Annotated in this window: 13 protein-coding genes; 6 read left to right on the top strand and 7 right to left on the bottom strand. The window is 41.3% G+C overall.

What is annotated here, in order from left to right:
- Positions 1-2: 2 nt before the first annotated feature.
- Positions 3-1,271 carry an amidohydrolase family protein gene (locus EHR06_RS14455; protein ID WP_135757649.1) on the top strand — a complete coding sequence of 423 codons (1,269 nt, stop codon included), beginning with the start codon at positions 3-5 and terminating at the stop codon, positions 1,269-1,271.
- Here EHR06_RS14455 and EHR06_RS14450 read toward each other — a convergent pair.
- Positions 1,243-1,779, bottom strand: coding sequence for a methylated-DNA--[protein]-cysteine S-methyltransferase (locus EHR06_RS14450; RefSeq protein ID WP_135757648.1), 537 nt, complete (start codon positions 1,777-1,779; stop codon positions 1,243-1,245). The genes EHR06_RS14455 and EHR06_RS14450 overlap by 29 nt on opposite strands.
- Positions 1,780-1,952: 173 nt before the next feature.
- On the opposite strand from EHR06_RS14450, the gene EHR06_RS14445 reads away from it, so the two are divergent.
- Both EHR06_RS14445 and EHR06_RS14440 read left to right on the top strand, forming a co-directional pair.
- The gene (locus tag EHR06_RS14445) at positions 1,953-2,747 is read left to right on the top strand and encodes an SDR family NAD(P)-dependent oxidoreductase (protein ID WP_135757647.1); all 795 of its coding nucleotides are present in this window, start codon (positions 1,953-1,955) and stop codon (positions 2,745-2,747) included.
- 1 nt (position 2,748) lies between these two features.
- Entirely contained in the window at positions 2,749-3,759 is a 1,011-nt protein-coding gene (locus EHR06_RS14440) for an LLM class flavin-dependent oxidoreductase (protein ID WP_135758065.1), read from the top strand.
- A gap of 69 nt (positions 3,760-3,828) precedes the next feature.
- Here the strand turns inward: EHR06_RS14440 and EHR06_RS14435 are convergent, their stop codons facing one another.
- From EHR06_RS14435 to EHR06_RS14425, 3 genes are all read right to left on the bottom strand, one after another.
- Positions 3,829-5,010, bottom strand: a complete 1,182-nt coding sequence (locus EHR06_RS14435; RefSeq protein ID WP_135757646.1) for an acetyl-CoA C-acetyltransferase — start codon at positions 5,008-5,010, stop codon at positions 3,829-3,831.
- 95 nt (positions 5,011-5,105) lie between these two features.
- Positions 5,106-7,133: a neutral/alkaline non-lysosomal ceramidase N-terminal domain-containing protein gene (locus EHR06_RS14430; protein ID WP_135757645.1), complete on the bottom strand. Its 2,028-nt coding sequence runs from the start codon at positions 7,131-7,133 to the stop codon at positions 5,106-5,108.
- A gap of 57 nt (positions 7,134-7,190) precedes the next feature.
- Entirely contained in the window at positions 7,191-7,943 is a 753-nt protein-coding gene (locus tag EHR06_RS14425; RefSeq protein ID WP_135757644.1) for an acetoacetate decarboxylase family protein, read from the bottom strand.
- A gap of 159 nt (positions 7,944-8,102) precedes the next feature.
- On the opposite strand from EHR06_RS14425, the gene EHR06_RS14420 reads away from it, so the two are divergent.
- The gene (locus tag EHR06_RS14420; RefSeq protein WP_020769708.1) at positions 8,103-8,720 is read left to right on the top strand and encodes a TetR/AcrR family transcriptional regulator; all 618 of its coding nucleotides are present in this window, start codon (positions 8,103-8,105) and stop codon (positions 8,718-8,720) included.
- Positions 8,717-9,637 carry an alpha/beta fold hydrolase gene (locus tag EHR06_RS14415; protein WP_135757643.1) on the top strand — a complete coding sequence of 307 codons (921 nt, stop codon included), beginning with the start codon at positions 8,717-8,719 and terminating at the stop codon, positions 9,635-9,637. Before EHR06_RS14420 ends, EHR06_RS14415 begins: the two co-directional genes overlap by 4 nt.
- 11 nt (positions 9,638-9,648) lie before the next feature.
- Here the strand turns inward: EHR06_RS14415 and EHR06_RS14410 are convergent, their stop codons facing one another.
- The 3 genes from EHR06_RS14410 to EHR06_RS19175 all read right to left on the bottom strand — a co-directional run bounded on the left by EHR06_RS14410 (position 9,649) and on the right by EHR06_RS19175 (position 12,181).
- Positions 9,649-9,984, bottom strand: a complete 336-nt coding sequence (locus EHR06_RS14410; RefSeq protein ID WP_135757642.1) for a rhodanese-like domain-containing protein — start codon at positions 9,982-9,984, stop codon at positions 9,649-9,651.
- A gap of 22 nt (positions 9,985-10,006) precedes the next feature.
- The gene (locus tag EHR06_RS14405; protein WP_135757641.1) at positions 10,007-11,947 is read right to left on the bottom strand and encodes an ABC-F family ATP-binding cassette domain-containing protein; all 1,941 of its coding nucleotides are present in this window, start codon (positions 11,945-11,947) and stop codon (positions 10,007-10,009) included.
- Positions 11,948-12,016: 69 nt separating this feature from the next.
- Positions 12,017-12,181 carry a hypothetical protein gene (locus EHR06_RS19175; protein ID WP_165780449.1) on the bottom strand — a complete coding sequence of 55 codons (165 nt, stop codon included), beginning with the start codon at positions 12,179-12,181 and terminating at the stop codon, positions 12,017-12,019.
- Positions 12,182-12,333: 152 nt separating this feature from the next.
- On the opposite strand from EHR06_RS19175, the gene EHR06_RS14400 reads away from it, so the two are divergent.
- Positions 12,334-12,780: a DoxX family protein gene (locus EHR06_RS14400; RefSeq protein WP_135757640.1), complete on the top strand. Its 447-nt coding sequence runs from the start codon at positions 12,334-12,336 to the stop codon at positions 12,778-12,780.
- Positions 12,781-12,860: the final 80 nt, after the last annotated feature.

Genomic DNA, 12,860 nt, shown 5'->3' with positions numbered 1-12,860 from the left:
TAATGGCTCCTCAAATCCGAAAAATTTCGGGAAAATTCCAAAACTCCAAAGGATCTTTTATAGGGACAGTGGAACTGGACCCTAAAACCGGACTTATACTTTCCATCCAAAAGGATAAAATATTACAATCTTCTAATGCAGAAGAGCTGGCGTTTGATCCGGACAAGTTTACGATCTTTTCGGGTTTCGGCGATATTCATGTACATGCAAGAGAAGATGAATCCGGAAAACATAAATACAAAGAGGATTTTTTATCCGCTGGAAATGCAGCGATCAATGGAGGTGTGATCCATATTGCGGACATGCCTAATAATCCGATCCCTCCGACGGATGATATTACTTATTCCAAGAAGAGAGAACTTGCAGATCATTCTCCTGTTCGTATCACTTTATATGCAGGAATCGGTCCTCATACAAAACCTTTAAAGGCACATGTTCCATATAAAGCGTTCATGGGTCCTTCTATCGGAGAATTATTCTTTTATTCCAATGAGCAGTTAGAAGAGACCATCCGCCATTACAAAGGTTGTAATATTAGTTTTCATTGTGAAGATCCTGAAATTTTAGAAAAGAGCCAGAACGAAACTTATCATGAAGATAGAAGGCCCGCTATTGCGGAAACTTTGGCTACCGACTTCGCACTTTACCTGATCGAAAAATATGAACTGGTCGGAAAGTTATGCCATTATTCTACGGAAGAAGGTTTGAAGAAGATCATAGATGCAAGAAAGAGAGGAGTCAAAGTAAAATGTGAAGTGACTCCCACTCATTTATATTTTGATCGGACCATGCTTACCGACGAAAATCGTCATTGGTTCCAAATGAATCCACCTTTGAGAGGACCCGAAGATAAACATGCTCTTCTCCAAGGAGTCAAAGAAGGTTGGATCGATTTTTTAGCAACCGATCACGCACCTCATTCTATAGAAGAAAAACTAAAAGGTACATCCGGCATTTCTCAATTGGATACGTATTCTTTATTCGTGACCTGGCTGCATAAGACTGCAGGAATTTCATTGGAAAAAATTTCTGAAATTTGTGCGGAGAATCCAGGAGATTTCGTGGCGGAATTTTTACCTAAAGAATACGGGAAAGGTTTCGGAAAGATAGAAGAAGGTTACTGCGGAAGTTTTACCGTTCTGGATTTTCAAACTCCAACTACATTCAAAAAAGAAGATATAAAGAGTAAGAGTGGTTGGTCTCCTTTCGAAGGTGTAATATTCCCAGGAAGTATCGCTTCTGTTATTCACCTCGGAAAAAAGGTAAGGTAGGAGAATCGGAAAATTTTTGCTCTAACTCGAGCAGGAATTTTTTTCTCCAAAGACCTCCACCGTAGCCTGTCAAATCTCCACTTTTGCCGACGATCCTATGACATGGGATCAGGATTGCTATCCTGTTTTCTCCATTTGCTTTTGCAACTGCGCGGACTGCGTTTTTATCACCGATCCGGATTGCCTGGGCCTCGTAAGAATTTGTTTTTCCGTAAACTACTGAATGCAGTGCGTCCCAAGCTTTTTTCTGAAAATCAGTGCCTAAGACTACCAGAGGAACATCGAAGTCCTTTCTTTTGCCCTCGAAATATTCTTGAAGCTGTTCTTCTAACTGTTGGAAAAACTTACTTTCTCCTGGTTGGATATCCTCACCGAAAACTTTTTTGAGACGAGTGAGTTGGAGTTCCAGCCTCTCTTTTTCCGCGAATTCCAAAAGACAGATACCTTCTTTTACTGCGCCCGCGAGAAGTATTCCTAAAGGGGATTGGATTTCTTTACTTAGGATCATTTCTTGCCTTAGTATAAAAGATTTTTTGAATTTAGCACAACCCGAAAATTGCTGTAAAATATCTTACCGCAAATCCTAAGATTTAATTAGAAGCCGACCTAAGACCAAATCATGGCTAAAACCCTTTTTGCCTAGTCTCGCGTTAGCCTCGTCTAAGTAATGGAAAACAATACATGGATACCCAACTCAAAGATAAAATAGCATTAGTTACAGGATCAACCGCCGGGATCGGACTCGCAATCGCCACGGGCCTAGCGGCAGAAGGAGCACAGGTCATCGTAAACGGAAGGACCAAGGCAAGGGTAGAAGAGGCAATCTCTACCATACAGAAAAAAGTCCCAAAAGCAAATCTTCTAGGAGTAGAAGCGGATTTTTCCAGCAAGGAAGAAGTAAATAAAATCGCATCAAAATTCCCTAATGTAGATATTCTTGTGAATAATGTCGGGATCTTCGAACCTAAAGATTTTGTGGAAATCCCGGACGAGGATTGGATCCGTTTTTTCGAATTGAACGTTCTGAGCGGGGTTCGACTTTCCAGGGCCTATCTGCCTTCTATGCTTAAAAAGAATTGGGGAAGGATCTTATTTATATCGAGTGAATCAGGGATACAGATCCCGAATGAAATGATCCATTATGGAGTTACCAAAAGTGCTCAGATCTCTTTGGGCAGAGGAATTGCGGAACTCACAAAAGGAACCAATGTAACAGTAAATTCTATTCTACCGGGACCAACTCGTTCCGAAGGTGTAGAAGGATTTTTAGAAGATCTAGCAAAACAACAAAACGTTTCCACTGCAACCGTTGAAAAAGAATTTTTCAAAAACGCAAGACCAACTTCTCTTTTACAAAGATTCGCAACAGTGGAAGAAGTCGCAAATTTGGTAGTGTATCTTTCTTCTCCACTTTCTTCCGCTACAAATGGTGCTGCACTCAGAGTGGATGGCGGAGTGGTCAAGTCTGCATTCTAATATGATCCGATTAAGTGTTTTAGATCAGTCTCCAATTCGTAAGGGCGGGACTGCATTCCAAGCCGTCCAGGAGACGATCGAACTTGCAAAACTTACCGATAGGCTGGGTTACCATAGATATTGGGTTTCAGAACATCATAATATACTTGGCCTGGCCGGATCTTCTCCGGAGGTATTGATCTCTCATCTTGCTGGTGAAACAAAAGGGATCCGTATGGGTTCCGGCGGTATCATGCTTCCCAACCATAGTTCTCTTAAAGTCGCCGAAAATTTTAGAATGTTAGAGACTTTGTTCCCGGGAAGAATAGATCTTGGGCTTGGCAGGGCCCCCGGTGGAGATCGACTAACGGCCGCTATATTGAATCCTTCTAATAGTTTTGTCCAAAATGATTTTATACAGCAGTTGATGGATTTACGGGATTTTTTGACGGATAATGCGGAGCCTGATTCTATCCAAGAGAAGGTAAAAGCGATCCCTGTTGCGGAAACCTGTCCTGAACTTTGGATCTTAACTTCTAGTGGAGAAAGCGCTTTGATTGCGGCTCATTTTGGAATCGCTCTATCTTTCGCTCAGTTTATCAATCCTACCGGAGGATATGCGAGTATCCAAGCTTATAAAGACCGATTCCAACCTTCGGAAGCTCTTTTGACTCCTTATGCAAGCGTAGGAATATTCGTGTTATGTGCGGATACAAAAGAGAAGGCAGAAGAACTACAAGCTGTAATGGACAGACAACTTTTAAATATTGAAAAAGGGATCAGCGAGGGTATACTTTCTTACGAAGAAATTAAACCTTATGTATATTCCGATATGGAAAGGGTTAGATTATTGTATAATCGGGGGAGAATGATTGCAGGGACTCCCGATACGGTTAAAAAAAGGATTTTAGATCTGACCGAAGAATATGGGATTGATGAAGTAGTGGTTTCTACGATCACTTATGATTTTAAAGACAGGGTTCGTTCTTACGAACTTTTGGCAGAAGCTTTCGAATTGGAAAAAAGATTATAAAAGCGTAAACTAGGGAAGTGAGAACTGGACTAGGTCCTGCAAATTTAAGCGGGACCTAGTCTTTTTTTATTATGCTTCCGGGTTTTCCAGGATAAGAGCGATCCCTTGGCCACCACCGATACATAGAGAAGCGACTCCGTATTTTGCCTTTCTTCTTCTAAGTTCGTAAGCCAAAGTGATCGTCACTCTCGCACCGCTTGCTCCGAGTGGATGTCCGATCGCGACTGCTCCGCCGTTTACGTTCGTGATCTCAGGATTTAGGCCCAATTCTTTTTGGACAGCAAGATACTGAGCTGCAAACGCTTCGTTCACTTCTACAAGGCTCATGTCTGAAAGTTTTAAGCCCGCTTTTTTAAGAGCGATCGGGATCGCTAACGCAGGTCCGATCCCCATTTTTGCAGGATCACATCCCGCATGTCCGTATCCTCTGATGATTGCTAAAGGTTTTTTACCGATCTTTTTAGCGTAAGAGGCGGAAGTAATAATTGTAGCAGCAGCTCCGTCATTCAAACCGGACGCGTTTCCTGCGGTAACTGTTCCACCTTCCCTAAATGCTGGTCTTAAACCTGAAAGTTTTTCGATAGAAGCGGCACCTTTGATAAATTCATCTTTTTCTAATGTAACCGGTTTTTTTCCGCCAACGGTCACAGGAAGGATTTCTTCTTTTAGTCTACCTTCTACCGTAGCTTTTTCCGCCCTAGTTTGGGAGATGCCTGCCCATTCATCTTGTTCTGTTCTGCTGATCTTGTATTGGTCTGCAAGATTTTCCGCAGTAGCGCCCATGATAAGTCCAACGTATTGGTCAGTAAGTCCTTGCTCTAATGAATCTTCGAATTCAGCGGAACCGTATTTAACTCCCCATCTTGCGTTACGCACAACGTAAGGCGCATTGCTCATGGACTCGGATCCACCTGCAAGAACCGCTTCCGATTCTCCCAAGTAGATTTTTTTAGCCGCTTGGATGATTGCTTCCATTCCGGAACCGCAAAGTCTGTTCAAGGTCAGGGCAGGAACTGTGATCGGTAATCCGGTCTTGAGTCCAATATGTCTAGCGAGATAGATAGCTTCTTTTCCTGTAGGGACCACGTTCCCGAAAATAGACTCACCTATATCGGAAGGATTGACTCCTGTTCTTTCCAGCAAGGATTTGGAAACTAGTACTCCTAAATCCACTGCGCTTACATCTTTTAATGTTCCGCCGAAATTTCCGAAAGGGGTGCGGATCCCGTCCAACAAAACTGCTTCTTCCATTTTTCCAGTCCTAAAAATATTAAATACTACGCAGTCATTAACTGCAGATCAATACGGTGTACTACCATTCCAATTTACATCGTTTCCGAGTCATACTATTTTAATTCGAATTCGGGGCAATCAATGGAGAATGGGACTTCTTTCCCTTCCTTGTTTAGATAGAAGGAAGAATGTTTTAGTCTATAAACTCCAGGCACATCATTCTTATCCGTTTCCCAAACCAATCGGATCTTATCATCGAACAAAGGTAAGAATGATCTTTTATAATAGAATTTAGTGGCCCAACTGGAATCCGTATAAGCGGTGATCCATTTATCTCCTTCTTTTTTCTCCACATCAAAATAGGATTTTTGTTTTGGATAAGAGATGTTCGGATTTACGGAACTCACTTCGCAAGAAACTGTTTCTCCAATCTTTGCAACACTCCTATTTGGGGTTTTGATATTAGGTTCGAAAGAAGAGATCTTATCTCTATTCGGAACATCAGTGCCTACAACTGTAGAACTTAGGTCTTTGGGAGAAGGTCCTTGGTTGCTTGTTTTATTCTGCAAAAGATCATTTGCAAGTCTGTCGTATTCTTGTCTGAAAAGATCTAAGCTAAACGGACCATGAAGTGTATGACCTCCTTCGTATTGTTGGGTAGAATATTCTTCCTTGGTAGTGATATATCCTGCGAAATCGTTGGTCAGTCCCGAAAGAGCGATGTCTTTGATCTTAGAGCCTAAAACTTTTTTGACTGTTTCTTTCATCCTTCTACTGGACATCGTAGTGACTTCATTAGGTGAAACGATCAGGGCAAAATCGCCGATTGTAGCAAGTCCCAAAGGTAGAATTTGAGAAAGAGAAGGATCCGGTTTTGTTTCTCCCATAGGGAAAAGGATCGCTTTAGGTTTTTGACAAACTCTCAAATCATCGCTTGGAGCCTGTAGTAATCTTGCGGCCAGCCAATCGATATAGAATTTCCTGTCTTCGTCCTTCATTCCTTCGTGGAAAAGCCAATGCCCTCCGCCTTCTTCCGTCGAACCTGCCGCTAATGCATATCCGTAAGCTGACAAACAAGTTCTTTCGTCTTTTCCAGTTTCTGAAAATTCCTTACGAACGATCGAGTTTGGCATATCTATAAAGGATTGAGTATAATTGAGACCGGAAGGTAATGCTCTCAGATTTTCATCATTTAAGATCTTAGAACTCGCAAGATATTGTCTTTCCCCGATGATCTTTGTACTTTCGAACATATCCTTTCCAGGACCTGTATTGTTCAGATTCAGGTTGGGAGTCACATCTCCTTCATTTGCTTGGGCAAAGATCGCGATAAAATCCTTTTGTCCTCTTTTTGCGGCTTCAAATTCCGAAAGATAAGAAGCGTATCCTTTATTATCCGTAGATACTAAATGATTGTCGAATGTCATACTTGTAGTATGGACCCCGAACCAGTTTACGATCCCGATTACACCTCTTCTGGTATTCACAGAAATTTGGATCATAGTTTTATCCGTATCAGAATTATATTTATCTCTTTCTTCCTTAGGATTTGCTTGGTAGGCAGCTAAGGAACGGTTGACTCCGGCTCCTTCTACAATTGCGCTTCCGATCAATAACTGAGCTATTTCTTTCTTGGAATAAGCCTCTTTAATAGCCTGAAAGATACCGTTTGTGATTACCGAATAATATTCGGGAAAAAACTTAGTAGTATATATTGAATTTTGAATATAGTGAAAAAATCCGGCTGGAGCGCTATGAGTATGAGAAGCGTTCAGAAGAACATTCGCTAAATTGAAATTAGGATCCACTTCCTTCTTCAATCGAGCTACTACATCTCTTTGTATTTCATGAGGGACTCCGCCTAGTTCCGCAGTTACATACGCTAATACTTTTCCGGTTTTAGGATCTTTGATGACCAGGGCCCTTGCGAATTGTCGTAGATGTATACCTTCTCCTTTTTGGCCTTCTTGAGCATAACCCCAGAACATGATCCCGGTCGGAGGTCCTGTGATATCTACCTTGGACATTCCTGCCTCGAAATTAAAATCCTTAATCTGAGGTTTGGCAGTTCCGGAAAATGTCGACCCGGAAAAAAACAAGAACAAGAACGGAAGAATAATCGCTAAACTGAATTTCTTCATAGCAGGACTCCTATCGGATCTTTATTTAAAGTATTTTATTAAATTCGAATATTCAGCTTATTCTACAAGTTCAGCAACAGGGAAGGTAAGATGGAAAGGAGAAGCACCTATTCCGGTTTTCATTCCACCACCTTTGATAAAATCAGGAAAGATAGTTTCATCCGACCAAACGGATTCTATTCTTGCGAATTTTCCCTTACCAGTGCCTATAAATGCCGTGCTTAATTTGGATCCGTCTTCCGCTTTTTGTAAAAGAACATAAGGAAGGATGGAAGTGCTTACCGGAAAATTAAAACCTAATGTGCGGATCTTAATTTTGAAAAAAGTTTTTCCGTCTCTGGAAACTTCTACCTTAGTTACTGAACCTTCTTTTTTCCAAACGAAGTCCGCTCTTTCTTTTGGGATGGCCCAGTTACGAATTCCTTCGTCCACAGAGGTTTGGCTGGATACAAAAATGCGAGTGATCCTTTTATAATTCGAATCCTTATGTTCGAAATTTCCGGGAATGTATAAAAGTTCGTAATAAGGTCCTACATCTGATCTTTCATAGTTCACTAACATCAGAGAGCCTAGTCCTCCTCTGAAGGATTTACGATCTTCTTCATCCAAAAATGCCATTTCCGAATTGTAGGACTTCCTACCAAACAGTGGGAACAGGAATCCTTCTCCTGTTAATGACCATGGAGCTGGAAAATGTCTCTTAGGGGATTGGGCTTTGCTCTTCGTGTTTATGGCTTTTTTGGGAGATTGTTGTGTAGTTTTTGAGGCTTTGGTCTTTGGTTTAACCTTGGAAGAGGCGGTTGCTTTCATTCTAGGGGTCCGTTTCTATCTTTTTTGTATCCTATACTAGGAAAATCCCCAAATTTGAAAAGGAAACTCTTGAACATCCTGCCTATTTTTGGGATAACTGGACAATGGGGACGATATTCGAGCCGTTCTCGGCTTTCGATCGTCCTGAAGGCAAAAATTATGACTGCAGTAGCTGCTCCGCGTCCTAGAAGACGCACTAGAAATAGTTTAAATAAAGAATCCATTGTCCAGGCGGCATTGGATATATTGAACGAAGAGGGAATTGATGGGCTTTCCATGAGAAGGATCGCCGAGAAGCTGGATTGCAGCGTTGCAAGTCCTTATTCTCACTTCAAAAGCCAGCAAGATATCATCAAAATTATCATTTCCCAGGGAGAAGCTCAGTTAACCGAAACTCTGAGAGCTTCCAGACTGAACGGAAAAAACTCTTACGAAAAATTGACCCTGATCGCAAGGGCTTATTATGATTTTTCAGGGAATAACCAAGAGCTTCATAAGGTAATGTTCAACACTGTTCATGGTCATATGCACAGAAAAGCGTTCCCTAAACTTCCAACCAGTTACCGAGTATTTTTGGAAACCATCCGAGCGGGCGTTAGATCGGGAGAATTCAAGATCAAAGAAGAAGATTATCCTTCTCTCGCAAGAACAATGTATTCCTGGATGTACGGGATCATCGTTTTGGATATGACCGGAATGTTGAAAAAAAGAGGGATAGGCGATCCTCTGGACGAAGGCTTTTTATTTTTCCGTAAAATTCTTTTAGACAAAGAATGAAAAAGAAATATCTACTCGGCCTGGCGGTAATCGTACTCATCGTACTTACCTCTCTTCCATTCGTACGTTCTAGAGAAAAAATCGAATTAAACGAATCGATCCGCTCCGAAGCTTCCGGACAGTTTGCGGAACTTCCTGTAGGTTGGACTCATTATGAATTGTCCGGACCTGAAAAAGGAAATCTTATAGTTTTAGTTCACGGATTTTCCACTCCGTATTTTATCTGGGATCCTATTCAAAAATCACTGACGGATGCAGGTTATAGAGTTTTACGTTTTGATCTTTATGGAAGAGGATATTCCGACAGACCGGATGTAGTCTATGATCTGGATTTGTTTACCACTCAGATCTCTGATCTATTAAGTTTTCTGCATATAAATGATCCATTCGATCTAATTGGGCTTTCTATGGGAGGTCCTATTGTTGCTCATTATGTTTCTAAACATCCGGATCAAATTAAGAAAGTTGTTTTAGTGGATCCGCTTACTGCAAAAACGAATACTTTCCCTTTGGGGATTCCTTTGATTGGAGAATATTTAAACTCTGTAGTTTATATTCCTTCTCTGCCTAAAGGTATCTCTGCTGATTTTGTGGATCCTTCTAAGGTTCCAAGCGGCTGGATGGAAAAATACGAAACCCAACTTAGTTTTAAAGGTTTCGGAAGAGCTATCCTGTCCACGATCAGAAATATTATTTCTTTCGATCCTAAACCCGAATTCGAAAACTTGGCATTAACTAAAAAGCAAGTATTGGTTTTTTGGGGAGATAAAGATCATACTACTCCTTTGGAAAAAGGGGAGTATGTGAAAGAACTTTTGAACGCTGAATTTATTTTGGTAAAGGATGCAGGGCATCTACCTCATATAGAAAAGCCGGAAGTAGTTCTTCCGGCTATCTCTAAGTTTTTATCTAAGTAGATGATAAATTCTTAATATTTAGCCAGACTAGGATCTACCTCGTCGGAATATAAAAGGATCCCGCCTTCTAAGTTAAATACTTTCGCAAAACCTGTGGATTTTAAAACTCCGCAGGCATTCGCGGATCTTGCTCCGGAACGGCAATATACAATCACTTCTTTTCCGGAAGATTTCCAAGGATCCAATTCTCCGATACGAGCAGGTAATTCTGCTACAGGGATCAAAAGATCCGTTCCGTCAATCGTGCTGATCTCTTGTTCGTTCGGATTACGTACATCCAGAAGGTAAAAATCGTCGCTTCCCGATTTTCTGGCATCTAATCTGTTTTTTAATTCTTTCGGATTCATTCAGTCTCCTTATGGATCAATTCTATACTACGGAAGAAAGTTCTTCCATTTCGATTTGCAGTTTTTCCCAGGTTTCGGTCAATTTAGAGATCTCTTTTTTGGTCTCGTTATAAGTGTCTAATTCCATTTGATAACTGCGTTTTTTGTAAAACTCGGGATCTGCGAGAAGTTCCTCAGAGTTGGATTTATTCTTTTCTAATAGAGCGATCTTAGCTTCGATTTGTTCTATTTCTTTTTGGATTTTTTTGACCCGATTTTTGTCAGCGTTCTTTTGAGATCTGCTCTTGTTCTCGTTGCTTGCGTTTTCGGCCGGGGCTTTGACCGTAAAGCCGCCTTCTGCTTCCAATTCTTCCGGAGGGAATTTCAGATAATCCGAAAAGCTGGTATTCAGATCTTTTACTTTTCCGTTGGAAACGGAAACGGTCCTTGTGCATAGGTCCTTTAAAAAGTCAGGATCGTGGGAGATAACTAAAACCGCTCCGGGATATTCTTGGAGTGCACGTTTCAAATTGTCTCTTACCACCAAGTCCAAATGGTTGGTAGGCTCGTCCAAAAATAAAGTATTGGAGGAGAATCTAACTAATAGAGCCAATCTCAATCTGCTCTGTTCTCCTCCGGAAAGAAGTCCCACTTTTTTGAAAACTCTATCGTCGCTGAAAGAAAAATAACCCAATAGTTTTCGAGCTTCCACATCCGGAAGGTCCGGATACACGGAAAGGATCGTTTCTAAAAGATTTTTTTCAGGATCCAGGTGCTCGTGGTGGTTTTGGGAGAAGTAGCCGATCTTTGTTTTAGGTCCGAAAGTAACGGAACCTTCGGATAGTTTATGAATTCCTAATATATTTCTCAAAAATGTGGATTTACCGGCACCGTTCGGACCTATGATCGCGATCTTGTCCCCATTGGAAACATGAAGTTCCGCGTTTGAGAAAATATTCTTCCCGCCTTTTTCATAAGAGAAGGAAGCATTCTCTATTCTGAAGGAAAGATTACCACAAGGAGTATAATTGAACCTGTACTCGGTTTTGGAATTCCAGAAGGAATCTTCAGGCTCTTCTACCTTATCTCTTTTTTCTAATTTTTTAATAACACTTTGGACTTGTTTTGCTTTAGTAGCTTTGGAACGGAAACGTTCTATCCACTCAGTCCTTTTCTTTAAGTAAGCTTCTTCTTTTTTGAATTGAAGCCTTAATTTATCTAAAAGTTCGTTTTTATGTTCGAAATAATCTTCCAGAGTTCCTTTAAATTCCAGAACACCTGAAGGATTCAACTCTGCGATCGTATCAGTAGTCGCATTCAAGAATTCAGGATCGTGAGTCACCAGAACGAAAGAACGATTCGTATTCACTAAATATTCCGCGAGCCAAGACTTAGAAGCATGATCCAAGTGGTTGGTAGGTTCGTCCAAAAGAAGAAGGTTCCCAGGATTCAAAATTGCAATTGCGAGTCCCAACCTGTGCTGGTAACCGGGAGAAAATTCTTTTACCTTCTTCTCCATTTGATCATTAGAAAAACCTAAACCACCAATGATCTTTTTTGCCTGGGCTTCCAATTCATGAACGCCGTATGTAAATGCGTATTCTTCTAAAGAGCTTTGTTCTTCTAATAATGCTGTGAACTCAGTAGAATCATGATCCGTACGGTCCATTCTTGCATGAATGTCCTCTGCACGTTTTATATATTCATTATAATGTTTATGTTTAGAAAGTGCCGTATCGATCACCCTTGCTTCAAAATTGAAATCAGGGATTTGTTGGAATAAAGAGATCTCGGTATGTTTGGAGCGGCTGACTAATCCTTCTTCTGGATTCAGTTCTCCTACTGCCATTTTGAATAGAGTGGATTTGCCGGAACCGTTTGGTCCTACTAAGGCGATCTTGGAGCCTGGTTTGATATGCCAGGAGAAGTTTTCGAAAAGTGTGGAGCTACCGAACCGGTGCTTGATATCGATGAATTGTAGCATGGTTCCCGGGAATCTTGAGGTCCCTCCGCACGAGTCCGCGGAGGGTTTTGTGGGTTTTGAAAGTAGTGCTTACTTCTTTTTAGCGAGTTCTTCTTTTCTCGCTTTAAGATGTTGTACGTACTTGCTCGTTTCCCCGTTCATCTTCTCGACTGCGTCTTTCAGAGCTTGGTCAAGCTCCCCGGCGCTCATCTTGTTGATTTTTTTGTTCTTCTTTTCGGCTGTCTCTTCAGACATAGGTACCTTCCGATGCGTTCGTATTGCCAAAATTTACGGAAATACCCCTTTCGACAACCTATTTTGCCCTGTAAGCAGACTTCCGGTCCCAATGCAGATAAATTAGAATGGAAATATGTCCGGATTTGGGTTCTATGGGATGCAGATTCGGCATGTTATATAATTTATTCCAAACGAAAGAAGGTTTAGGGCCTGTATTCCTAAGATTGGGCCTTGCGATCTGTATCTTCCCACATGGAGCCCAAAAGGCATTGGGTTGGTTCGAAGGTTCCGGGTTTTATACAGCCATGGATTATTTTACTGAGACTTTAGGTGCTCCTTATGTTTTAGGAGTTCTGGTGATCGGTTTTGAATTCATCGGAACGATCTGTCTTGTATTCGGATTTTTGACCAGGTTTTGGGTCTTGGGACTTGCGATCACTCTAACGGTAGCAGGTTTCACTCATAGAGATTACGGCTTCTTTATGAATTGGTTCGGGGACAAAGGCGGAGAAGGTTTTGAATACCATATTCTGGCGGTATCCGCGGCGATCTCCCTTTTGTTCAGAGGAGCCGGGTCCTTCTCCCTTGATAAAAAATTAGGGGAATGGTCCGTATAGATCTATTTCAACCCGCAAAACTATGCAGGCATAAAAAAACCCGGGAATCAAATCCCGGGTCTTCACTTTAGGAGCTATCT

The organism is Leptospira dzoumogneensis, from assembly GCF_004770895.1.
Taxonomy (GTDB): Bacteria; Spirochaetota; Leptospiria; order Leptospirales; family Leptospiraceae; genus Leptospira_B; species Leptospira_B dzoumogneensis.
This window is presented reverse-complemented; position numbering and strand designations above follow the sequence as displayed.